The sequence below is a fragment of the Mesorhizobium sp. B283B1A genome, from assembly GCF_020165735.1.
GTDB classification, from domain to species: domain Bacteria; phylum Pseudomonadota; class Alphaproteobacteria; order Rhizobiales; family Rhizobiaceae; genus Mesorhizobium; species Mesorhizobium opportunistum.
Map to the genome: position 1 here is coordinate 41,903 of NZ_JAIUIQ010000038.1, position 23,295 is coordinate 65,197.

Annotated in this window: 22 protein-coding genes and 1 pseudogene; 16 read left to right on the plus strand and 7 right to left on the minus strand. The window is 64.1% G+C overall.

Annotation, left to right across the window (positions count from 1 at the left end):
- Window positions 1–205 precede the first annotated feature (205 nt).
- Window positions 206–1,297, plus strand: a complete 1,092-nt coding sequence (locus LB577_RS25980; RefSeq protein WP_023767547.1) for a 3-deoxy-7-phosphoheptulonate synthase — start codon at window positions 206–208, stop codon at window positions 1,295–1,297.
- Between the two features lie 47 nt (window positions 1,298–1,344).
- Here LB577_RS25980 and LB577_RS25985 read toward each other — a convergent pair whose 3' ends face one another.
- Window positions 1,345–1,980 (minus strand): LysE family translocator, encoded by a 636-nt coding sequence (locus LB577_RS25985; RefSeq protein ID WP_224689494.1) that lies wholly within the window; start codon window positions 1,978–1,980, stop codon window positions 1,345–1,347.
- 148 nt (window positions 1,981–2,128) lie between these two features.
- On the opposite strand from LB577_RS25985, the gene LB577_RS25990 reads away from it, so the two are divergent.
- Window positions 2,129–2,827 carry a helix-turn-helix transcriptional regulator gene (locus tag LB577_RS25990; RefSeq protein ID WP_224689495.1) on the plus strand — a complete coding sequence of 233 codons (699 nt, stop codon included), beginning with the start codon at window positions 2,129–2,131 and terminating at the stop codon, window positions 2,825–2,827.
- 168 nt (window positions 2,828–2,995) lie between these two features.
- Here LB577_RS25990 and LB577_RS25995 read toward each other — a convergent pair whose 3' ends face one another.
- Window positions 2,996–4,105: a Gfo/Idh/MocA family protein gene (locus LB577_RS25995; RefSeq protein ID WP_224689496.1), complete on the minus strand. Its 1,110-nt coding sequence runs from the start codon at window positions 4,103–4,105 to the stop codon at window positions 2,996–2,998.
- Window positions 4,106–4,365: 260 nt separating this feature from the next.
- On the opposite strand from LB577_RS25995, the gene LB577_RS26000 reads away from it, so the two are divergent.
- The 11 genes from LB577_RS26000 (at window position 4,366) to LB577_RS26050 (ending at window position 15,393) form a co-directional block, all read left to right on the plus strand.
- The gene (locus LB577_RS26000) at window positions 4,366–5,211 is read left to right on the plus strand and encodes a MurR/RpiR family transcriptional regulator (RefSeq protein WP_224689497.1); all 846 of its coding nucleotides are present in this window, start codon (window positions 4,366–4,368) and stop codon (window positions 5,209–5,211) included.
- 223 nt (window positions 5,212–5,434) lie between these two features.
- The gene (locus LB577_RS26005; RefSeq protein WP_224689498.1) at window positions 5,435–7,369 is read left to right on the plus strand and encodes a bifunctional 5-dehydro-2-deoxygluconokinase/5-dehydro-2-deoxyphosphogluconate aldolase; all 1,935 of its coding nucleotides are present in this window, start codon (window positions 5,435–5,437) and stop codon (window positions 7,367–7,369) included.
- Window positions 7,370–7,419: 50 nt separating this feature from the next.
- Window positions 7,420–9,270 carry a 3D-(3,5/4)-trihydroxycyclohexane-1,2-dione acylhydrolase (decyclizing) gene (gene iolD, locus LB577_RS26010; protein WP_224689499.1) on the plus strand — a complete coding sequence of 617 codons (1,851 nt, stop codon included), beginning with the start codon at window positions 7,420–7,422 and terminating at the stop codon, window positions 9,268–9,270.
- A gap of 82 nt (window positions 9,271–9,352) precedes the next feature.
- Window positions 9,353–10,270, plus strand: a complete 918-nt coding sequence (gene iolE / locus LB577_RS26015) for a myo-inosose-2 dehydratase (protein WP_224689500.1) — start codon at window positions 9,353–9,355, stop codon at window positions 10,268–10,270.
- A gap of 43 nt (window positions 10,271–10,313) precedes the next feature.
- Complete coding sequence (locus LB577_RS26020) at window positions 10,314–10,532, plus strand: DUF3329 domain-containing protein (protein WP_224689501.1); 219 nt, start codon at window positions 10,314–10,316, stop codon at window positions 10,530–10,532.
- A 156-nt stretch (window positions 10,533–10,688) separates the two neighbouring features.
- Complete coding sequence (gene iolB, locus LB577_RS26025; protein ID WP_224689502.1) at window positions 10,689–11,501, plus strand: 5-deoxy-glucuronate isomerase; 813 nt, start codon at window positions 10,689–10,691, stop codon at window positions 11,499–11,501.
- Window positions 11,502–11,654: 153 nt separating this feature from the next.
- A complete protein-coding gene (locus LB577_RS26030) occupies window positions 11,655–12,362 on the plus strand; it encodes a DUF1045 domain-containing protein (protein WP_224689503.1) in 708 nt (235 codons plus the stop codon).
- A gap of 41 nt (window positions 12,363–12,403) precedes the next feature.
- Window positions 12,404–13,543: an alpha-D-ribose 1-methylphosphonate 5-triphosphate diphosphatase gene (locus LB577_RS26035; RefSeq protein ID WP_224689504.1), complete on the plus strand. Its 1,140-nt coding sequence runs from the start codon at window positions 12,404–12,406 to the stop codon at window positions 13,541–13,543.
- Window positions 13,540–14,169 (plus strand): phosphonate metabolism protein/1,5-bisphosphokinase (PRPP-forming) PhnN, encoded by a 630-nt coding sequence (phnN, locus tag LB577_RS26040; protein ID WP_224689505.1) that lies wholly within the window; start codon window positions 13,540–13,542, stop codon window positions 14,167–14,169. Before LB577_RS26035 ends, phnN begins: the two co-directional genes overlap by 4 nt.
- A gap of 256 nt (window positions 14,170–14,425) precedes the next feature.
- Complete coding sequence (locus tag LB577_RS26045; RefSeq protein ID WP_224689506.1) at window positions 14,426–15,181, plus strand: COG4280 domain-containing protein; 756 nt, start codon at window positions 14,426–14,428, stop codon at window positions 15,179–15,181.
- Window positions 15,178–15,393: a hypothetical protein gene (locus tag LB577_RS26050; protein ID WP_224689507.1), complete on the plus strand. Its 216-nt coding sequence runs from the start codon at window positions 15,178–15,180 to the stop codon at window positions 15,391–15,393. Before LB577_RS26045 ends, LB577_RS26050 begins: the two co-directional genes overlap by 4 nt.
- A 47-nt stretch (window positions 15,394–15,440) precedes the next feature.
- On the opposite strand, the gene LB577_RS26055 is transcribed toward LB577_RS26050, so the two are convergent.
- From LB577_RS26055 to LB577_RS26065, 3 genes are all read right to left on the minus strand, one after another.
- The gene (locus tag LB577_RS26055) at window positions 15,441–16,436 is read right to left on the minus strand and encodes an ABC transporter permease (RefSeq protein WP_023769271.1); all 996 of its coding nucleotides are present in this window, start codon (window positions 16,434–16,436) and stop codon (window positions 15,441–15,443) included.
- Window positions 16,437–16,490: 54 nt separating this feature from the next.
- Window positions 16,491–18,029: a sugar ABC transporter ATP-binding protein gene (locus tag LB577_RS26060; RefSeq protein ID WP_224689514.1), complete on the minus strand. Its 1,539-nt coding sequence runs from the start codon at window positions 18,027–18,029 to the stop codon at window positions 16,491–16,493.
- A gap of 113 nt (window positions 18,030–18,142) precedes the next feature.
- Window positions 18,143–19,105, minus strand: a complete 963-nt coding sequence (locus tag LB577_RS26065) for a sugar-binding protein (protein WP_224689508.1) — start codon at window positions 19,103–19,105, stop codon at window positions 18,143–18,145.
- Between the two features lie 607 nt (window positions 19,106–19,712).
- Here LB577_RS26065 and LB577_RS26070 point away from each other — a divergent pair.
- Complete coding sequence (locus LB577_RS26070) at window positions 19,713–20,831, plus strand: LacI family DNA-binding transcriptional regulator (RefSeq protein WP_224689509.1); 1,119 nt, start codon at window positions 19,713–19,715, stop codon at window positions 20,829–20,831.
- Between the two features lie 59 nt (window positions 20,832–20,890).
- Here LB577_RS26070 and LB577_RS26075 read toward each other — a convergent pair whose 3' ends face one another.
- On the minus strand, window positions 20,891–21,121 hold the full coding sequence (locus LB577_RS26075) for a hypothetical protein (RefSeq protein ID WP_013891763.1): 231 nt from the start codon (window positions 21,119–21,121) through the stop codon (window positions 20,891–20,893).
- 265 nt (window positions 21,122–21,386) lie between these two features.
- Here LB577_RS26075 and LB577_RS26080 point away from each other — a divergent pair, with 265 nt between their 5' ends.
- Entirely contained in the window at window positions 21,387–22,088 is a 702-nt protein-coding gene (locus tag LB577_RS26080) for a haloacid dehalogenase type II (protein ID WP_224689510.1), read from the plus strand.
- A gap of 4 nt (window positions 22,089–22,092) precedes the next feature.
- On the opposite strand, the gene LB577_RS33555 is transcribed toward LB577_RS26080, so the two are convergent.
- Complete coding sequence (locus LB577_RS33555) at window positions 22,093–22,362, minus strand: imm11 family protein (protein ID WP_346732392.1); 270 nt, start codon at window positions 22,360–22,362, stop codon at window positions 22,093–22,095.
- 167 nt (window positions 22,363–22,529) lie between these two features.
- On the opposite strand from LB577_RS33555, the pseudogene LB577_RS26090 reads away from it, so the two are divergent.
- Window positions 22,530–23,173, plus strand: a pseudogene (locus LB577_RS26090) (outer membrane protein).
- Window positions 23,174–23,295 lie beyond the last annotated feature (122 nt).

Sequence of the window (23,295 nt, forward strand, 5' to 3'; positions counted from 1 at the left end):
CCATCACCCGCGTGACAAACGCCTCGGCTTCCACTATATGAGCCGCATGATCCACCTGACCGCCACCTATTGGTACTTTAGCAGCTCGCTGGCGGCGGGAGGATTGCGCTCGATCTGAAGATTGCAGCAACAATATCCGAACAGCCGCCAGACCTGGCGGCTTTTTTGTATCAGCCGGCAGGTTCCCAAAAAGGAGCAGAAAGCCGTGTTGACCACCACAGACGACCTTCGGGTCAAGGAAATCCGAGAACTGAGCACACCCGACCAGGTGATGCGGGAAATCCCGCGCACGCTGACGGCGACGCGCACCGTCAGCGCGTCACGAAACGCCATCCATGCCATCCTGAACGGGACCGACGACCGGCTGCTCGTCGTCGTCGGCCCCTGTTCGATCCACGATCCGGTCGCTGCGGTCGACTATGCCAGCCGTCTGGCGGCGCTGCGCGAGGCCCTGTCCGACCGGTTGGAGATCGTCATGCGGGTCTATTTCGAAAAGCCGCGCACGACGGTCGGCTGGAAAGGCCTGATCAACGATCCGGACCTCGACGGCAGCTTCAACATCGACAAGGGTTTGCGGATGGCGCGCAACGTCCTTTCGGCCGTCAACAATCTCGGCCTGCCGGCGGCGACCGAATTCCTCGATATGACCACCCCGCAATACATTGCCGACCTCGTCGCCTGGGGCGCGATCGGCGCGCGCACGACCGAGAGCCAGATCCACCGCGAACTGGCATCGGGCCTCTCCTGCCCGGTCGGTTTCAAGAACGGCACCGACGGCAATCTCAGGATCGCCGCCGAGGCGGTGAAATCCGCCGCGCAGCCGCATCATTTCATGGCGGTGACCAAGGGCGGCCGCAGCGGCATCGCGACCACCACCGGCAATGAGGACTGCCATGTCATCCTGCGCGGCGGCGTTCAGCCCAACTATGACGCGGCGAGCGTCGAGGCGGCTAGCGTGGAACTCGCCCGCATCGGCGTCGCACCCAGGCTGATGATCGATGTCAGCCACGCCAACAGCTCGAAGAAGCCGGAGAACCAGCCCAAGGTGGCAGCGGATGTCGCGGGGCAGGTGGCGGCGGGTGACGAGCGCATCGTCGGCGTCATGATCGAGAGCAATCTCGTCGCCGGCCGGCAGGACGTGGTGGCAGGCAAGCCGCTCGTCTACGGCCAGAGCATCACCGATGGCTGCATCGACTGGGCAACCACCGAGACCGTGCTGCACGGCCTTGCCGGCGCCGTCGAATGGCGCCGCTCGACACGCCGCGCCATGATGGAGAGCCGACCGGGCGCCGCTTGATCTGGCCGGGCACAAGGCAGGGCGGCGGTTCCCGATTCAGCCAGGGATCACGCCGTCCTCAGCCCTTCCCACGCGGTGAACACCGAGACCGCAAACAACAGCAAGCCGGCCGCCCGGCCGGCGAGAACGGTCGCCCGCGGATTGGCGATCAGAAGCTTGCGGCTGCGGCCGGCTGATATTGCGAGCCCGCCATAGATCGCGGCCTGGGTCAGGACCGTCATCAGGCCCATGATGGTCGCCTGCATCCAGATCGGACCATAATCCGGCTTCAGGAATTGCGGGTAGACGGCCAGCACGAAGAGGTAGGCCTTCGGGTTGATCAGGCAGGTCACGAAACCCTGGCGAAACGCCTTCCATGCGGAGCGGCTGCCGGCGGGCCCGTCATCACCGACGGTGATCGAACTGCGCATCAGCGTGATGCCGATGAAGGCCATGTAGGCGGCGCCGGCAATCAGCAGCGGCGTGAACAGGATCGGCACGAAATGCATGAGCAGGCCGACGCCGATGGCGCCGTTCAGCGTGTGCACAATGCCGCCGACCATGATGCCGCCGGTTGCTGCAAGACCCCGGTCGCGTCCGCCGGTCAGCGCATTGGCCAGCACGAACAGCATGTCCATGCCCGGAACGGCGATGATGCCGAACAGGAGGATGAAGAAGAGCCAAAGATTTTCCGCATAATTCATGGATTTTCCGCATAATTCATGTCAGTTGCTCGTCGCCTCCTGACGGCGCGCCGCAGAGGAATTTGTTGATTTTCAACTCGATAGGCAGTCCTATAGACCAACCCAACTGACGATGATGTGTCAGTTGCGATCGGAGCCGGGTGAGAAAATGCGCAAGGCGTCGCGCCTGTTCGAGATCATCCAGATCCTGCGGCTGGCGCGGCAGCCGGTGACGGCGGCGACGATCGCCGCGCAGCTGGAAGTGACCATCCGTTCCATCTACCGCGACATCGCGGCCCTGCAGGCGATGCGCGTGCCGATCGAGGGCGGACGCGGCATCGGTTACATACTGCGTCCCGGCTTCGATCTGCCGCCGCTGATGTTTTCGATCGAGGAGATGGAGGCGATCGTCCTGTCGCTGGCGCTGCTGGAGCGCACGGGAGACGACGAGCTCAAGCAGGCGGCCAAGCGTGTCGGCGCCAAGATCGCCGGTGCGGTGCCGCCGCCTTTGCGGCAGACGCTCGACGCCAATGCGCTGCATGCGTGGGGATTCGCCGCGCCCTCGGCCGGCACCATCGACCTGGCGCTGGTGCGCCGCGCCATCCGCGACGAGGAAAAGCTCGACCTCTCCTATCGCGACGAGATGGGCCGCGCCTCCGAGCGCCTCGTCCGGCCGATCGCGCTCATCTACTACGCCGAAACCGCCAACATCGTCGCCTGGTGCGAGCTGCGCCAGGCGATCCGCAATTTCCGCAGCGACCGGATCGCGGATTGCCAGCCGACCGGGCTGCGCTTCAAGGGCGAAGGCGACCGCTTGCGGCAGGTCTGGGTCAACGGCTGGGAGGCGAATGCGGCGGTTGGCAGCTGACGCGATTTCCCTTCTCCCCCTTGTGGGAGAAGGTGGATCGGCGCGTTAGCGCCGAGACGGTTGAGGGGTGTTCCAGCGGAATGAGACGCTGGCGTTCCCTGGAACACCCCTCATCCGTCGCCTTCGGCGACACCTTCTCCCACAAGGGGGAGAAGGGAAGCAGCCGCTCTACCTCACGTCGACCCAGCGCTTTTCCTTGAAGGAGCGTGCCATTGCATGCACGGTGCGCTCGATCTCCAGGCCTTCGGCGAACTCGATGAGCCGCGCCGGCGTGCCGGCAAGCCGCGCCAGCAGTTCGTGGCACTCGATGATCTTTAGATCGTTGAAGCCGAGGCTGTGGCCGGGCGCCGGCACGAAAAGATCGTAGGGCTTGTGCTGCGGCGCCACCAGGATGGTGCGATAGCCCTGTTCGGTCGGGCGATCGGACGTGAGATAGAGCTGGAACTCGTTCATCCGCTCCTGGTCGAACAGGATCGACCCTTTCGAGCCGAAGATCTGGATGGCGATGCGGCCCTTGCGGCCCCACGCCGAGCGGTTGACCAGCAGCGTGCCGGCAATGCCGTTTTCCAGATGCATCAAGACGCTGGCAATATCATAGGTCTCGACGGCGCGGCGTCCGCCCGCCGCCAGCTTGCGGTCGGCATAGGGCTTGGCCATGTCGCAGATGACGCTGGCGACGCGGCCGAACAGCGCGGTGACCAGCGACAGCGGATGCACGGCGAAATCGTCGAGCGCGCCATAGCCGGAAGCGGCCTCGTGCTTCCAGAAGAACAGCGCTTCCGGGTCGGCCATGAAATCCTCGTCCATCTCGATGCGCAGATGGTTGACCTCGCCGATGATCTTCTCGTCGAGCAGTGCGCCGATGTGACGGATGGCCGGGCCCTGGATGTAGTTGTAGCCAAGCGCGGCGACCTTGCCTGACTTCTTCGCCGCTGCGGCCATCGCCTCGGCCTCGGCGAAGCTCGGCGCCATCGGCTTTTCGCACCACAGATGCTTGCCGGCCTGAAGAACCGCGATGGCCATTTCCGGATGGAACTGGTTGGGCGTGGTCAGCGAGACGACATCGACCTCCGGATCGTTGACGACCGCGCGCCAGTCGCCGGACGCTTTCTCGAAGCCGAACTCGCCGGCCTTGCGCCGGGCCAAGTCCTCATTGACCTCGCCGAGATGGACGAGCCGTGGCTTGGCCACGTCCGGAAAGACGGCACCGACGGCGCTCCACGCGATGGCGTGGCATTTGCCCATGAACCCGGTGCCGATAAGACCTACGCCGACCATCTTCCCTCGTTCCTCCACTGACAGAAAGGTTGCGTGGATGAATTAGTCCATTTTTATCTCGAATGGAATGTCTGCCTCATTTTTTATGGTGTTCTTGCGCAGGCTCGCTATGATGGGGCACAGAGGACGCTTCCAGTGCATGTCGCCCAAAGTGCGCAGCGGTTTGGGACAACGACATGCATGGGATCAAACGGCCTAAAGCGCGCCGACTGAAACCGCTTCGACATGACGCGCTTTGGACAAGCTTGGACGGGCCGACGATGGACGAACGGGTACCTCGCGACTTCGAGACGCTGCGCGCCACGATCCTCGATCGGCGCGAAAGCCTGCCCAAGCGCATCGCCCAGATCGCCGCCTATGCGCTCGACAATCCCGATGACATCGCCTTCGGCACCGCGGCTAGCATCGCCGCCTCGGCCGGCGTGCAGCCCTCCACCCTCATCCGCTTTGCCCAGCAGCTTGGCTTCGACGGCTTCACCAGCCTGCAGCAGGTGTTTCGCGAGCGGCTGCGCGAGCGCAATTCGTCCTATGACGAACGGTTGCAGGCGCTGCGCGCCAAGGCCGATGCCGGCGCGGGCCACCGGGCGATCTTCGACGGCTTCGTCGCCGCCGCCAGCACCTCGCTCAACGACATTTCGCGCACGCTCGACGACGCGCACTTCGAAGATGCGATTTCGCTGCTGGCGAAGGCGCAGACCATCTATGTACTGGCCAAGCGACGCTCCTACCCGGTGGCGAGCTATATCGCTTATGCGCTGGGCAAGTTGAAGATCCGCAACCAGCTGATCGAATCGGCAGCCGGCCTGAACGCCGAGATGGTCTCCTTCGCCACGCCGGCGGACGCCGTCATCGCCATCAGCTTCTCGCCCTACGCGCCGGCCACCATCGAGGAAGCCCGCGCAATTTCCGAGCAGGGCGTGCCGATCGTGGCCATCACCGACAGTTCGTTTTCGCCGCTTGCCCAGTTTGCCAGCGTGTGGTTCGAGGTTGCCGAGGCGGATTTCGCCGGCTTCCGTTCGCTGTCGGCAACGATGGCGCTGGCCATGGCGCTGACCGTCGGCGTCGGCGAGAAGCGGCGCGACGTCAGCCGCAAGCGCAAGGCCTGAGCAGGTCCTGACGCGACTCGGCCGAGGCTTTGAGCCGGGCCCAGCCGGTCGCTTGCCGCGGCCTCGGTCGGGGATCATGCTCCCGCACTTTTCGGCTGGGAATGCTCATTCCATATTGACTATGGATTGGAATTATTATTTCATATTGCCGGCGCCACGCTGCCGCTCGCGCGTGTTACCCAAACAATGTTGTTCATGACAACAAGACCGACGGGAGGTTCCAATGAGCGAAGCCGTGGACGCAAGACAGGCGCCGCTCGACGTCATCACCATCGGTCGTGCCTCGGTCGACCTCTATGGCCAGCAGATCGGCTCGCGGCTGGAGGACATCACCTCCTTCGCCAAGTCGGTCGGCGGCTGCCCGGCCAACATATCGGTCGGTACGGCCAGGCTCGGCCTGCGCTCGGCGCTGCTGACGCGCGTCGGCGACGAGCAGATGGGCCGTTTCATCCGCGAGCAGCTGAAGCGGGAAGGCGTCAACACCGACGGGCTGAAGACCGACAAGGAGCGGCTGACCGCGCTGGTGCTGCTTTCGGTCGAGGATGAGGGCGTTTCGCCGATGATCTTCTACCGCTCGGACTGCGCCGACATGGCGCTGGCCGAAGAGGATATCGACGAAGCGTTCATCTCCTCGGCCGGTGCGATCGTCGTCACCGGCACGCATTTTTCGCGCCCCAACAGCGACGCCGCCCAGCGCAAGGCGATCCGCATCATGAAAGCCAAGGGCGGCAAGGTGGTCTTCGACATCGACTACCGGCCGAACCTGTGGGGCCTCGCCGGTCATGCCGAGGGCTTCGAGCGCTATGTGAAGTCCGACCGGGTCTCGGCCCAGTTGAAGACGGTGCTGCCCGATTGCGATCTCATCGTTGGCACCGAGGAAGAGATCATGATCGCGTCGGGCGCCGACGACTGCCTGAGCGCGCTGAAGACGATCCGCGCGCTGTCTTCGGCGACCATCGTGCTCAAGCGCGGCGCCATGGGCTGCATCGTCTATGACGGGCCGATCAGCGACGATCTGGAAGACGGCGTCGTCGGCGAGGGTTTTCCGATCGAGATCTACAATGTGCTCGGCGCAGGCGACGCGTTCATGTCCGGCTTCCTGCGCGGCTGGCTCGGCGGCGAAGACCATGCGACGGCGGCGACCTGGGCCAATGCCTGCGGCGCCTTCGCCGTCTCGCGGCTGCTGTGCGCGCCGGAATATCCGACCTTCGAGGAGCTGCAGTTCTTCCTCAAGAACGGAAGCAAGCATCGGGCGCTGCGCAAGGACGAGGCGATCAACCACATTCATTGGGCGACAACCCGCCGGCGCGACGTTCCTTCGCTGATGGCGCTCGCCTGCGACCATCGCATCCAGCTCGAGGATGTCGCCGCGAAGGCCGGCGCCGATCCGGCACGCATTCGCGATTTCAAGGTGCTGGCGGTCAAGGCGGCGGCCAAGGTCGCCGCCGGACGCGACGGCTACGGCATGCTGATCGATGAGAAACATGGCCGCGAGGCGATGTTCGAATTCGCCCGCCATCCCTTCGCCTGGCTCGGCCGGCCGGTGGAACTGCCGGGCTCGCGGCCGCTGCGCTTCGAGTTCTCGCAGGACATCGGCTCGCAATTGGTGGAATGGCCTGTCGATCACTGCATCAAGTGCCTGTGTTTCTACCACCCGGACGATCCGGCGGCGCTCAAGGAAGAGCAGCAGCAGAAGCTGCGCGCGCTGTTCGAGGCGGCGCGGAAAGTCGGCCGGGAGCTTCTCATCGAGATCATCGCCGGCAAGCATGGCAAGCTCGACGACACGACGATCCCGCGTGCGCTGGAGGAACTCTATGCGCTCGGCGTCAAGCCGGACTGGTGGAAGCTCGAGCCACAGGCATCGAGCGGCGCCTGGGCCAGGATCGAAGCCGTCATCCTGAAACACGATCCGTGGTGCCGCGGCATCGTGCTGCTTGGGCTTGAAGCACCGCAGGACGAGCTGGAAGCGGCCTTCGCCGCAACCGCCAAGGCGCCGATCGTGAAAGGTTTTGCCGTCGGCCGCACCATCTTCGTCCACGCGGCCGAACAATGGCTGGCCGGCAAGATGTCGGATGACGAGGCCGTCGCCGACATGGCGTCGCGCTTCGAGCAGTTGACCGAAGCGTGGCTTGCCGCGCGCGGCCGCAAAGCAGCATAAGAAGAGCGTAGCATAACAAGACGCGACGCAGGACCGCGGAGGAAAACAAGATGAGCAAGACAATCCGCCTGACGATGGCGCAGGCGCTGACCCGCTTCCTCAGCCGCCAGATGACCGAGATCGACGGCAAGAAAGTGCCGATCTTTGGCGGCGTCTGGGCGATCTTCGGCCACGGCAATGTCGCCGGCATCGGCGAGGCGCTCTACCAGGTGCGGCAGGAATTGCCGACCTTCCGCGCCCATAATGAACAGGCGATGGCGCACGCGGCGATCGCCTATGGCAAGGCCAATTTCCGCCGCCGCTTCATGGCCGCGACCTCTTCGATCGGCCCGGGCGCGCTCAACATGGTGACGGCGGCGGCACTGGCACACGTAAACAGGTTGCCCGTCCTGTTTTTGCCGGGCGATGTCTTCGCCAACCGCATTCCCGATCCGGTGCTGCAGCAGGCCGAGGACTTTTCCGACGGCACGGCGACGGTCAATGACTGTTTCCGCCCTGTATCGCGCTATTTCGACCGCATCACCCGACCCGAGCAGATCATCCCGGCGCTGAGCCGCGCCATGGCCGTGTTGACCGATCCGGCCGAATGCGGCCCGGTAACGCTGTCGCTCTGCCAGGACGTACAGGCCGAGGCCTACGACTATCCCGAGAGCTTCTTCGCCGAGCGGGTCTGGCACCAGCGCCGGCCGCGTCCGGATCGCGGCGAACTGGCAGCGGCGGCGGCGGCGCTCAAGGGCGCGAAGAAGCCGCTGATCATCGCCGGCGGTGGCGTGCTCTATTCGCAGGCTTCCGATGAACTGGCGAAATTCGTGGAAGGCGCCGGCATTCCTGTGTGCGAGACGCAAGGCGGCAAATCCTCGCTGCCGGACAATCATCCGCTCAACATGGCGGCGGTCGGCGTCACCGGCACGTCTGCCGCCAACCGGCTGGCCGAAGAGGCCGATGTGGTGCTGGCCATCGGCACGCGCCTGCAGGATTTCACCACCGGCTCGTGGGCGCTGTTCAAGAACTCCGGCAAGACCATCGTTGGGCTCAACGTGCAGCCTTTCGATGCCGGCAAGCATCGCGCGCTGCCGCTGGTCGCCGACGCGGCCGAGGGGCTGGCCGAACTGGGTGCGGCGCTGGGCGGCTGGAAAGCGCCTTCCGCGTGGACCGACAATTCCGCTGCCGGCAAGAAGGCCTGGCAGGTTGACGCCTCCAAGGTGACGGCGTCGACCAACGCCGCCTTCCCCTCGGATGCGCAAGTGATCGGCGCCGTACAGCGTGCAATGGGGTCAGGCGTGATTTTGCTGAACGCGTCGGGCGGCCTGCCGGGTGAACTGCATAAACTCTGGCAGGCGGGAGCGCCCGGCTCGTACCATGGCGAATATGGCTTCTCGACCATGGGTTACGAGATTGCCGGCGGGCTCGGCGCCAAGATGGCCAAGCCCGACCGGGAGGTCGTCGTCATGGTCGGCGACGGCTCCTACCTCATGATGAATTCCGAAATCGCCACATCGGTTATGCTCGGCTTGAAGCTCACCATCGTGGTGCTCGACAACAGGGGTTATGGCTGCATCAACCGGCTGCAGATGGCGACCGGCGGCGCCAACTTCAACAACCTGCTGAAAGACTCGCGCCACGAGATCCTGCCCGACATCGACTTCGCCGCTCACGCGGCGAGCCTGGGCGCGATCGCCGAGAAAGTGCCGTCGATCGCCGGGCTGGAAAACGCGCTGCAAAAGGCCAAGACAAACGACCGCACCACGGTGCTGGTCATCGACACCGACCCGCTTGTCTCCACCGATGCCGGCGGCCATTGGTGGGACGTGGCGGTGCCGGAAGTGTCCGCGCGGCCCCAGATCAACGCGGCACGCAAGGCCTATGACGAAAAGCGGCAGATGCAGAGCGTTGGCGATTGATATCGGCGCTGACCCCCACCCCGCTGCTGCGCAGCGACCCTCCCCACAAGGGGGAGGGTGAACAAGAAACCGGAGCTAGAACTTGAAAGCCAAACTGGGCATGTCCCCCATTGCGTGGTGGAATGACGATCTTGCCGAACTCAGCGATGACGTGTCGCTGGAAGAATGCCTGCGCCAGTCGCGCTCGGCCGGCTTCACCGGGATGGAGATGGGCCGGCGTTTTCCCAACGACCCCGCTGTCATGCTGCCGATCCTGAAGAAGGCTGACGTGACGCTGTGCGGCGGCTGGTTTTCCGGCACGCTGGTCGACGAGGAGATGGCAAAGAACCAGGATCGCATCCAGCCGATGATCGACCTGTTCAAGGCGGTGAACGCGCCTTGCATCGTCTATGGCGAGGTCGGCCGCTCGATTCAGGGCGACCGCTCCAAGCCGCTGGCCACCAAGCCGAAACTCTTGGACGACGAGATGAAGGCCTATGCCAAGCGCCTGACCGCGTTCGGCGAATGGTGCGCCGGGCAAGGCATGCCGCTCTCCTATCACCACCATATGGCCGCCGTGGTCGAGACCGAGCCGGAACTCGACGCCTTCATGCGCCATTCCGGCGAAGGCATTCCGCTGCTGCTCGACGCCGGACATCTGGCCTTCGCCGGCGGCGACGTGCTGCGCGCCATCGACAACCACCACAGGCGGATCAGCCACGTGCATGTGAAGGATGTTCGCATGGCGGTGATCGAAAAGGTCGATCGCACCAAACAATCCTTCCTCGACGCGGTGGCGCTCGGCGCCTTCACCGTGCCGGGCGACGGTTCGCTGGATTTCGGCGCCATCGTGCAGCGCTTCGCCGACCATGGCTACGAGGGCTGGTTCGTGGTCGAGGCCGAGCAGGACCCGAAGAAGAACCCGCCGCTCAAGATGGCTGAGGTTGGCCACAAGGAATTGATGCGGGTGATGACATCAGCCGGCTATACAGTCGAAACCCAGGGTTTCCCGAATGCCTGACACGATGGGTTCACGGCGAGGCAGGTTGCTGTAGATTGGCCCGATGAAAGATTCCGAGCACCCCTTCTTCCGGCCCTTGTGGCGTCGTGTCGCCGTCGTCGCGGTCTGCGTCATCTGGTCGATCATCGAGTTCGCCACCGGCACCCCGTTCTGGGGCGTCATCGCGCTGGGCTTTGCCGGCTACGGCGTCTGGCAGTTTTTCTACCTCTACAAGCCGGCGGACGAGAGCAAGGCGCCGGCCGAGGGCGAACCGAAGGAATAGAGGGGCCGTTGGGCGCGGAACGGGTCGCGTGCGTTGGAGATTGCCTGAAACGCCTCCCGCTTCGGAAGGGCGCCGGCCGAAGATTTGCGATGGCCCTTTCAAACACACGGCTTGGCTTCCCGGAGCCTTCGCGCCAACGGAATAGGAGACAAAAAAATGTCGAAGCTGCTCGTCAAAGCCGACAAGGGCCATGGCCGCGTCGCCCATGTGACGCCGGAAAGCGCCGGCTGGACCTATGTCGGTTTCGACCTGCATCGGCTGAAGCCGGGCGAAACGGCTTCCGGAAAGACTGACGACCGCGAAATCTGCCTGGTGTTCGTCACCGGCAAGGGCAAGGCGAAAGCCGGCGGCAAGGATCTCGGCCTGCTCGGGCAACGCATGTCGCCCTTCGAAGGCAAGCCATGGTCGGTCTACGTGCCGCAGGGATCGGACTGGTCGGTGACCGCGGGAACCGAGCTGGAACTCGCCGTCTGCTCGGCACCGGGCCTCGGCGGCGGATTGCCGGTCCGGGTGATCGGACCCAACGATCTCGGCCAGGAGGTGCGCGGCAAGGCCACCAACACGCGCTACGTCACCAACATCCTGCCGGAAGGTCAGCCGGCGGACTCGCTGCTGGTGGTCGAGGTCATCACGCCCGGGGGCCACACATCGAGCTACCCGCCGCACAAGCATGACCGGGACAATCTGCCCGCCGAATCCTATCTCGAGGAAACCTACTACCACCGCCTCAACCCGCCGCAGGGCTTTGCCTTCCAGCGCGTCTACACCGACGCCGACAAGACCGGCCATCGCGCGCTCGACGAGGCGATGGCGATCGAGGACGGCGATGTCGTGCTGGTGCCCGAGGGCTATCATCCCTGCGCCGCCTGCCATGGCTATGACCTCTATTACCTCAACGTCATGGCTGGGCCGAAGCGGACCTGGAAATTCCACAATGCGCCAGAGCACGAATGGTTGATGAGGGCCTGACCCTTCCGGGGTTTCGACCGAAGCCACTGGTCCAGCTCGGAAAAATCGTCGGCTAAGGACCGACAGGGGTCGATTTGCCATCGAAAACCCTTCAAAGCTTCGTCAATCCGTCATGGAAATCACCTATGGCAGCGAGACTGACGAGGATTTTTCATGCGCTACGCCATCTATTTCACCCCCCGGCAGGACGAGCCGCTGGCGCGGATCGCAGCCAACTGGCTGGGCCGCGACGCGTTCGGCGCCGCGACGAAGCCCGTCGAGGCGGTGGCTGACCTGTCGGCGGCGGAAGTCGCCTTCCACACCGCTTCGGCGCGCCGCTACGGCTTCCACGCGACGCTGAAGGCGCCCTTCCGCCTGGCGGCAAACGAGACGGAGGCCTCGCTGCGCGCGGCACTCGACCGTTTCGCCGAAACAACGCCGGTGGTGACGATCCCGCGTCTCGTCGTCAGCCAGATCGACAGTTTTTTCGCGCTCGTGCCGGAAGGGCCGCTGCCGCCGCTCAACCGTTTCGCCGATGACGTCGTGCGCGATTTCGACCGGTTCCGCGCGCCGCTGACCGAGGCCGAGATCGAGCGGCGCAGCCCGGATTCGCTGAAGCCGGCCGAGTTTCGCAACCTCTGCCAGTGGGGTTACCCCTATGTCTTCGAGACCTTCCGCTTCCACATGACGCTGTCCGGCCGGGCCGGGCCACAGGAAAGCCCACGTCTGCGCGCAGCAATCGACAGCCTGTTCGCGGACGTGCTTCGGCAACCGGTGCTGGTGGATGCGCTGACGCTGTTTGTCGAACTCGAACCGGGGGCACCGTTCATGGTGCTTTCCCATCACGCGCTTGGGCGCCGCCCGGCCAGAAAGACCGCCTGAGCCGGAACAGTTCCGACCGGAAGAACCAAGGATTGCCTGAAATGACCGCCGAGACCGTTCTTTCCAATGCCCGCATCGTGCTTGCCGACGAGATCGTCGAGGGCTCGCTGGTGCTGCGCGACGGGTTTATCGCCGACGTCGATGCAGGTAGCAGCCGGACCGGCGAGGACATGGGCGGCGACTATGTCATTCCTGGGCTGGTCGAACTGCATACCGATCATCTCGAGGGCCACTACGCGCCACGGCCGAAGGTGCGCTGGAATCCGATCGCGGCTGTGCTTGCCCATGACGCGCAAGTGGCGACGGCCGGCATCACCACCGTGCTCGACGCCCTGCGCGTCGGCATGGACGAGGACGCCGATCTTACCTTGGCCGATATCCGCAAGCTGGCCGATGCCATCGAGGACAGCGTCGCGCAGGATCGTCTGCGCGCCGATCACTTCCTGCATCTGCGCTGTGAGGTTTCGGCGCCAGATTGCTTGCAGGCCTTCGCCAATTTTGACGGCGACGAGCGGGTCAAGCTGGCATCGCTGATGGACCATGCGCCGGGACAGCGCCAGTTCGTCAATCTGGAAACCTACGCCTATTATTACCAGCGCAAGCTGAAGCTGACCGACCGCGACTTCCAGAAGTTCTGCGAGAAGCGAATGGGCGAGTCGGCGCTCAATTCGAGGCCGAACCGGGTGCATATCGCCGCCGCCTGCCAGGAGCGCGGGATCGTGCTGGCCAGCCATGACGATGCCACCATTGGCCACGTCGGCGAGGCGATCGAACAGGGCGTGCGCGTCGCCGAGTTCCCGACCACTCAAGAAGCCGCGCGCGCTTCGAAAGAAGCCGGGCTCGGCGTGCTGATGGGCGCACCCAACGTCATGCGCGGCGCCTCGCATTCGGGCAATGTCTCGGCCCGCACACTGGCGAGCGACGGCCTGCTCGACATATTGTCATCAGACTATATTCCGTTCAGCCTGATCCAGTCGGCCTTCTTCCTCGGCGACGTGGTCGAGGGCATCTCGCTGCCGCAGGCGGTCGCCATGGTTTCGAAGAACCCGGCCGAAGCGGTTGGCCTCAATGACCGCGGCATCATCGAGCAGGGCCGCCGCGCCGATCTGGTGCGCGTGCGAGTCGACGACCATGTCCCGGTGGTGCGCACCGTCTGGCGGCAGGGACTGCGGGTTGCATGATGGTGTCGGCCTTGATCGAGCGCGAACTGTCCGCCGAAACGTTTCCGATCCGCCATGGCGTTTTCGTCGCCGTCGTCGGCCCGAGCGGCGCCGGCAAGGACACGGTGATCGGCTACGCCCGCGCGCTGTTCACCGATGAGACGCGGCTGGAGTTCGTCCGCCGCGTCATCACCAGGCCGAGCGATGCGGCGAGCGAGGATCACGACACGCTGGCCGACGCCGCCTTCGTCGAAGCCGAGGCCGACGGCGCCTTCGCCATCTCCTGGGAGGCGCATGGCCTGCGCTATGGCCTGCCCGCCGATGTCGACTGGTCGGTGGCCAACGGCCGTGTCGCGGTGGCGAATGTATCGCGCGCGGTCATTCCGGTGTTGCGCGAGCGCTACGCCAATCTGGCCATCGTCGAGATCACCGCCTCGCCGGATGTGCTGGCCGAGCGGCTGGCGATGCGCGGACGCGAGTCGCGCGGCGAAGTGCTGGCGCGGCTGGCACGCAGCGCGAATGTCACCCTGTCCGGTCCGGGCGTCACCTCGATCGACAACAGCGGCGCGCGCGAAGTCGCCGGCGAACGCTTCGCCGAATTGTTGCGCAAGGCCATGGCCTTTTCCGACATGTCGGGCCTGATCTGATCAAGAGCAGATCCAGGAAAGTGTGAAACGGTTCCAATCAGAATTGCGCCGAACAAGGAGGTAGGACCTGCCCTCCTGCAGCGCGGCGTGTGCGGCTCGACTGGACGAAGCTCCGCCGGCTAGCGCCTCGCTTGCTTTTGCTGCCATCGAAGCATTGCGTGGTGCTGACCGCATAGTGATCTGAACTGCCCTTCCGAAGGTGGAAACGAACGGCAAAAAAGATCATGCTCGACCGAGACGATACAGGAAGCCTCTCATGCAAACACTGACGCCGATCCTCTCGACGGTCACGGCGGCGTTTCTCGCGTCCGTCGTCGAGGTCGTCGAGGCCTTCACCATCGTGCTTGCGGTCGGAGTGGCGCGCGGTTGGCGCCCGGCGCTGACGGGTGCCGCGCTGGCCCTGGCGGTGCTGGCGGCGCTGGTACTGGCGTTTGGCCCGTTGCTGGCGCTGGTGCCGACCACCGCGCTGCAATTCGCCGTCGGGGTACTCTTGATCCTGTTCGGCATGCGCTGGCTGCGGAAGGCCATCCTGCGCAGTGTCGGCGTCATCGCCCTGCATGACGAGGAAGCAGCCTTTGCCAAGGAAACCGCCGCTTTGCACCAACAGGCCAATGACCGCCGCGCCGACTACCTCGCCGGGTTGGCCTCGTTCAAGGCGGTGCTGCTGGAAGGCGTCGAGGTGGTGTTCATCGTCATTGCCGTCGGCGCGGCCCACGGGCAGACGCTTTACGCCGGCCTGGGCGCGCTGGTGGCATTCATCCTGGTGATGCTTGTCGGATCGGCCGTCCACCGGCCGCTGGCGCGCGTTCCCGAGAATGCGCTCAAATTCGTGGTCGGGCTAATGCTGACCAGCTTCGGCATCTTCTGGACCGGCGAGGGGATTGGTGCCGACTGGCCGGGCGCCGATCTCGCTCTGCTCGCCATCTTCGCAATGGTCGCGCTGGCGTCCTTCGCCATGGTGCGCTGGCTGCGCAGCACCTATCCCGCCGCCGCTGAAGGGCTCGCCCGATGAACGCCGTTCGTCTCATTGCCAGGGAGTTCTTCGGCATGTTCGTCGATGACGGCAACCTGGCGCTGCTGGCGCTGGTCCTGGTGGCCGCCGTCGTGGCGGCGGTGAAGCTGCTGGCGCTGCCGCCGCTCATCGGCGGCGTGCTGCTGCTGGTCGGCTGCCTCGCCGTCCTGCTGCATAGCGTTCGCCGCGCGGCCCGCCGGACCGATCGATAGCGACCGCCCCGCACGGGATGTTCCTTGCCGCTGAATTGGCGGCGCGGCTATTCCGCCGGCGCCCCGGCGACGTTCTTGCGGGCGGCCTCGACCATCAGCCGCCGTGCCCTGAACACGCCCCATTGCTGATCGACCAGCACGCCGATGAGGATGACGCCGCCCATCACCGCGAAGTTGAGGGAGGACGGAATGCCGAGCAGATTGACGAGGTTCTGCAGCTCCTGCAGCAGCACGGTGCCGAGAACGACGCCGATCAACGAGCCTTCGCCGCCGCGCAGCGAGAAGCCGCCCAGCACTGCCGCGGCGATCGCATAGAGTTCGTAGAACTGGCCGTGGCTGGCCGGCGAGATCGAGCGCGTATACATGGCGAAATAGATCGCCGACAAGGCCGTCAGCACGCCGCAGATGACATAGGCGGCCATGACGATGCGGCCGGTGCGGATGCCCGAATATTTCGCGGCTTCCTCGTTCTTGCCGATGGCGTAGAGATAACGGCCGAACACCGATCGGTGCAGCACCACCCACATGACGATGGCGATGACGATCAGCGCGATGAAGGAGTTCGGCACGCCCCAGGAGCGGCCGGCGGTGAGGAATTCCAGCTCGGGGAAATTCTGGCCGAAGGCGAAGCCGGCGGTGCCGTCGGCGGTGTAGAAGCGGGCGACGCCGCGATAGATCAGAAGACCGCACAAGGTCACTACGAAGGGCTGCAGCTTGAGCCGCGTGATCAGCCAGCCATGCACCAGGCCGATGATGGCGCCGAGCGCGATGATCAGCACGAAGGCCAGCGGCCAGTCCAGATCGCGCACGGCGATGAAGTCGATGAACAGCGTTCCCAGCAAGGCGACCACCGAGCCGACCGACAATTCGATGCCGCCGGTGATGATGACGAAGGCCTGGCCGATCGACAGGATGCCGAACAGGCCGATCAGGTTCGAGGTGTTGGCAAGGTTGATTGGCAACAGGAAGCGCGGATTGATGATGGCCACGATCGCGCCGACCACCAGGATCAGGATCAGCAGGCCGAGATCTTTCTTGCTCATCGTCTTCTCCCCAATGCCTGCCCGGGCGCTTTTTCAGCGACGCCGAGGCAAAAACTATTTCGGCTGCTTGCCCACCGCCAGCAGCAGCACGTTTTCCTGGCTGAACTGGTCCTTGTCGAGAATGCCGGATATCTGGCCCTCATGCATGACGGCGATGCGATCGGACACGCCGATCACCTCTTCCATGTCGCTGGAGATCATCAGCACGGCGACGCCGGCATCGGCGAGCGCCCGCATCAGCCCGTAGATTTCGGCCTTGGCGCCGATGTCGATGCCGCGCGTCGGCTCGTCGAGGATCATCACTTTCGGGTTCATGGCCAGCCATTTGCCGAGCACGACCTTCTGCTGGTTGCCGCCCGACAGCGTGCCGGTGCGCGTCTGCACCGAAGGCGCCTTGATGCCGAGGTCTTTCTTCTGCTTCTCGGCGGTGGCGCTTTCCGCACTTGCCGAGACCAGGGAACGCTTGGCATGCGCCGGCAGATTGGGCAGCGAAATGTTCTGCGCGATCGACAGGTCGAGCAGGATGCCGGTCAGCTTGCGGTCTTCCGGGACCAGGAAGATGCCGCGCGCGACGGCGTCGGCGGCCGAGCCCAGCACAAGCGGTTTGCCGTCGAGTTCGAGCGTGCCGCCAAGGCTGCCTTCGATGCCGAAGAACACCCGCGCCAGTTCGGTGCGGCCGGAGCCGACAAGGCCGGCAAGGCCGAGGATTTCGCCGCGCCTGACGTCGAGATCGACAGGCCGGCCGGGATAGGTGGGGGTGCGCACCGCCTTGGCCGCGAGGGCAATGGCACCGGGGGCCCGGGCTGCTTCGGAGGCCTTCTCGCGTTCCTTCAGCATGCGGCCGATCATCAGCTTGACCATCTGATCGTGGTTGATGTCGCGTTTCTGAAGCGTGCCGGCCAGCATGCCGTCGCGCAGCACGACGACACGGTCGGCGACGCGCTCGATCTCGTGCAGGCGGTGCGAAATGAAGATGACGCTGATGCCGTCGGCCTTCAGCGCCTTGATGACGTCGAGCAATTTGTCGGTCTCGGCGATCGGCAGGCTCGATGTCGGCTCGTCGAGGATGACCAGCCGCGCCTTGATCGACAGCGCCTTGGCGATCTCGACCATCTGCTGCTGGGCGAGCGACAGGTCGGCGACCTGCATGTCGGCGGAGAAATTGGCGCCAACGCGCTTGAGCAGCGGCGCCACCATGGCGCGCAGCCGGGCGCGGTCGACGAGCCTGAGCGGCCCGGCGCGCAGCGGCTCGCGGCCGAAGAAGATGTTGGCGGCAACATCGAGATTGTCGAACAGGTTGAGTTCCTGGTGGACGAAGGCGATGCCCGAACCCAGGCTGCCTTCGACCGTCAGGCTGTTGTGGGCGGTGCCGTCGACGGTGATGGTGCCGGTGTCCGGCTTGGTGACGCCGCCGAGGATCTTCATCAAGGTGGATTTGCCGGCGCCGTTCTCGCCGACGAGGCCGATGACCTCGCCCGGCCTCACCTCCATGGAAAAACCATCGAGCGCGACGACGCCCGGATAGGTCTTGCGCACGTTCTCAAGGCTGAGAAACGGGTTGGTCGCGGCGATGGATGTGTCGGAATAATTCATCATGCCTGACAGCAGTTGACGGGCCGGCCTCCCGGCAGACTGACGGTCCTCGAAGGGTTCGTCAATGCGCGCAGCCGGCTCAAGCGACTTGAGCCGGCTGAACTGCCTTGGGCTTAGTTTCCAGACATCGCCTTCAGATTGGCGGCGTATGCGTCGACGTCATCCTTGCCGATGATCTTGGTCGGGATGATGATCAAATTGCCCGCCGGGATGCCCGACTTGTCGCCCTTGAGATAGGCGGCCATCAGCTTCATGCCCTGATAGGCCCATTCGAACGGCTGCTGCACGACGGTGGCGGCGATGGTGCCTTCCTTGACGCCGCCCAGCGTGATCGGATCGTCATCGAAACCGACGACGGTGATCGAGCCGAGCTTGCCGGCGTCGCGCAGCGCTTCATAGATGCGCGGCGTGTTGTAGGAGTAGAAGCCGACCATGCAGGTGACGTCGGGGCTGGCGACCAGCGCGTCCTCGACATTCTTCTTGGCGCGGGCCTGATCGATGTCGTCGCCGCGCACGTCGACGAGTTCGATCTTGGTACCGGCAAGACCGTCCTTCATGCCCTGGATACGCTCCTTGGCATTGTCGGCGCCGAGCAGGCCGACGAAGCCCAGGCACTTGCCGCCATCGGGCATCGCCTTCTTGGCGATTTCGGCCGCCTGCTTGCCGGCATCGACGTTGGACGAGCCGATATAGGCGACGCGTTTGGTCTGCGGAGCATCCGAGTCGGTGGTGAACAGCGCCGTTTGCGAGGCGATCTTGTTCAGGCCGTCGGTCGAAGTCTTGGGATCGACGGCCGAGACCATGATGCCCTTGACGCCGGCCGTCACCAGATCGTCCATCAGCCGCTGCTGGATGGCGACCGAGGACTGTTCCGGATATTTGAGCTCGAGCGTGTAGTCGGGCAGTTCGCCCTGCGCCTTCTTGACGCCGGCTTCGGCCGCCTTCCAGAAATCGGAAGCGCCGTTGACGACGAAGGCCAGCGTCGGCTTGTCGTCGGCGCGCGCGATGGCTGTCGCCGTGAGGCCAAGCAGCAGCGCTGCGGTGGCCACGGATGCATTGCGTATCAAGGATTTCATGTTCAACCTCCCGTTTTGGTGCAGCCATTCGGCTGACCGGTCTTAGTCACTAGAATTGCTTGCTCACCTGAATATGCCGCTTGCGGCTTGGACGCCCCTCCTCCTCAAGGGTACCCGGCACTGAAAGAATGGCGTCGTTCCAGCCACGAGCACGGACTTTAGAGACTCATCCCTCATTCGTAAATAGTCCGATTTGTCTGACATATCACATGTCCGAGACAAAGCTTCGCGGGGGCACTATCCGCTCGCCATCGGGCCGTTTACATGCACCTCCCGCCGCTCCGGATCCAACCAGACCTGGACGCGACCGATCGACGTTACAGCGCATTTTTGTATTAGTAAACAGTATTAGTTAGAGCCTGCCGGGGCACCCATCGTTGTGGCTTGGCGGCTGCTTTGCCGACAAACCGCTGCGTTGGCGCGCGGGCGTTCACACCTTTCTGTTCCTGCCGTTCCGGGATGGACATCGTCACATGGCCGATGGACGGACAGTCTACTAATAGGTATAAACGCAGCGACGGTTTCTATAAGCTGGCGACGCCGCGCTATCTTGTCGGACGGCCAGGCCGCCGCTAGGACAGGCCGGGGATCTGGGGACACGAATGCAATGAGCGAGACGACGGACGGTCCGATCGAAACTGCGCGACGCCGCAAGGCAGCGGCGAAGCCCAAGGGCCGGGTGACCATGACCGACATCGCCAGGGCCGCCGGCTGTTCGCAGGCGACGGTTTCCTTCGTGCTCAACAATTCGCCGGGCATCAAGCTGTCGCAGCAGACGCGCGAGCGGGTGATCGAAGCCGCGCGGATGCTTGGCTATTCACCCCCGGCCTTCTCGGCGCTGCAGACGCCGCTGCCGATCTTCGAAGGACCGGTCTTCGATGGACTTGACGGGGTGATCGGCTTCGCCGTCGACCAGCTTGCGACCAGCCCGGAAGCGGTGGTCGCCATCGAGGGCGCCCGCCAGGCCTCGTGGAATGCCGGCAACGTGCTTCTGGTGGCGCAGACCATGGGCGACGCCGTGATGGAGCCGCGCGCCATCCAGGCGCTGACCAGGCGGGGCATTTCGGCGCTGATCTACATGACCATCTTCACCCGCGAGATCACCGCGCCCGACTATCTCTACGGCCTCGACATCCCGGTGATCCTGCTCAACTGCTACACGTCGGACTATGCCTTCCCGGCCGTGGTGCCCTCCGAGATCGCCGGCGGCCAGAGTTCGACCAGGCACCTGATCAGCCACGGCCACCGCCGCATCGCCACCATCACCGGCGAACCCTGGATGCAGGCCGCGCAGGACCGGCTGAAAGGTTATCGCCGCGGGCTCGCCACCGCCGACATCCCGTTCGATCCCGAACTGGTGGTCGAGGGCGACTGGTCGGCGAGCGCCGGCTATGCCGCGACCGTCAAATTGCTCGCGCTAAAAGACCGCCCGACCGCCATCTTCTGCCAGAACGACCGCACCGCGATCGGCTGCTACGAAGCGCTGAAGGAGGCCGGCCTGCACATTCCGCAGGACATCTCCGTGGTCGGCTACGACGACGAGGAAATCGCCCGTCATTTGTTTCCGCCGCTGACCACCTCGATCCTGCCGCACATGGCGATGGGCCAGTGGGCGATCGAACAGCTGGAAGCGCCACCAGCGCCTGGGCGAGGACGCTATCCGATAACCAAGCTGGAGTGCCCGCTGGTGGAACGGGAGAGCGTGAGGGCGGTGAAGGGCGGCTAGACGGGAGGGTTCTCCCCGCAAGGCTCTGGCTGCCGGGCCAGGATTTGGCCATCCAGGCCTCAGAAAGGGATTTCAGCGCCCGCCTGTTCGTCGAACAGAACCGAGCACCCTCGCGCAAGCGCCACCTTCGAAAGCGCATTTGCCACCGCGTGGTCCGATGACACGAAATCGCCGGTCAACACCCGCAACTCTTCCACCCCTTCGGCCATCGAGACGAAATTCCCAACCGCGGGATCGCGCTTGCACGCCTCGACCACGCAAAGCAGATCGATCATTTCGAAGCTGTGCATCGTCAGCCTCCGGAAAAAATCCGTCCCTTGCAGGATCATGAACGCATCCGTGGGAGATAATGTTCCCGGTTGGCCCTTCAAGCTGGAGTCCCGCTGGTGGAGCGGGAGCGTGTGAGGCGGTGAATGCCGGCTGACGGCGACTGATTGGCGAACAGGCACCGACCCGAGCGCCATGGACTGGATAAAAGGCGGTTTTGGAATATTTCATTCCTCGACAGGCTACTCAAATATGATTGACCAGCCGCTCTTCGCAAAGGTCTCCCGAATGGCACTCAACGGTCCCCGCCCGACCTGGCTTACCTTCGACTGCTACGGAACGTTGATCCAGTGGGATGGAGGGCTGATGGCGGCGATGGAGACGATCCTGTCGCGCAAGGGCCGCAAGATCGAGGCGGAAGAATTCATTCCCGTCTACGACCGGCACGAACACCAGCTGGAGCATACCAAGCCGCATCTCTCCTTCGCCGACGTCACGGCAAAAGCCTTGCAGCTGGCGATGAGCGATTTTTCGCTGGAAGCGGATGCCGGCGACGCGGAATTGCTGACGTCTTCGATCGGGCGCATGCCGCCTTTCCCGGAAGTTGTCGCAACGTTGCGCCGGCTGAAGCAAGCCGGCTTCAAGCTGGCGATCATCTCGAACACCGACGATGCGATCATCGCCGGCAATGTCGCGCAACTGGGCGGCTCAATAGACCGGGTCATCACGGCGCAACAGGCGCAAGCCTACAAGCCATCGCGGCAGATTTTCGAACATGCATGGCGAACCCTTGGCGTGACCAGGGAAGAACTCGTGCACATCTGCGCCAGCCCGCATCTGGACCTGACCGCCGCGCGCGACCTCGGCTTTCGCGCGGTATGGGTCGATCGCGGCACAGGGCGCCGCCCGCCGGCGGACTATGAGCCGGACGCGATTGCCGGTGGGCTGGACGACGTGCCGGGGTTTTTCGAGAAGGCTGGGTGGATCTAACTGCTCATTTCTCCGCAGACGTCCACACATGGGCGAACGAGACACCGCGAAGACCGGCGTTTCGCACCTTCTCAACGAAACTGCCGGTGACATAGACGGCCGAGGCCCGCATCGGCAGTCTGAAGAGCTCTGCGGCGCCAATTCTCTCTGTCCTGAAGACATGACGCTCGATGTCGAGGATGTCTCCATCGCCTTTACCGGCTGACAGCGCCGGCCGAAATCGGCGGCAACGATGAGCCGCGCTACAACATCGCACCGACAGATGAGGTGCCATTCATCACCGTGGCCGAGGATGGCCACAAGCTGCGCACTGGTCGACGGTGGCTGGTGCCGTTTGGGCGAAGGAAATGCCCAAGGCAGCGATGTTCAATGCCAGGATCGAAGGCATCGACACGGCGCCGGCCTTCCGCGATGCGTTCATTCGATTGAAGGGGCTTTTCTATGAAATCTATCCTGCTTGCGACCACCGTTCTGATGGGACTCTCCAGCGGCGCTTATGCTGCCGACGTGATCTCAGAGGCTGCTCCGATTGCCGCCTCTTTTGTTTGGACTGGCGCCTATATCGGTGTGAATGCCGGCGGCGGCTTCGGCAAGTTCAAATTTGAACCTAGTCTCGGCACCGGTCTGGACATCACGGCAAGTGGGTTTCTGGGAGGCGTCCAGGCTGGTTACAACTGGCAATCCGGCCAGATCGTCTACGGCGTGGAAGCCGACTTCCAGGGTTCCACTGTAAAGTCCTCCATTTCTGGTTTTGGCGGCGACATCGAAACAAAGATTGACTGGTTCGGTACGGTGCGCGCCCGCATCGGCTACACGCCCGTCGATCGCTTCCTGGTTTATGGCACTGGCGGCTTTGCCTATGGTCACGATAAGACCTCTGCCGGCGGCGGATCAGTTTTTCCAAGACCAAGGCCGGCTGGACCGTTGGAGGGGGCGTTGAGTATGCCATCAACACGAACTGGACCTTCAAGTCTGAATATCTCTACACCGACTTGGGCAAATCGACGTTCACCATTGGTGGGACCAACCTTGACATCACCGACAAGTTCCACACTGTTCGCGTCGGCCTGAATTACAAGTTTTAGTCCATCAGCAGACCGCGACTCCAGCCCCGGCATCGTTGAACTGACCCCGTAAAGTTGGACGGTTCATTGATTTGGTAGGTTTAAGGGCTGGGTCCTGTATTGCACAGGGCTCAGCCCTTTCA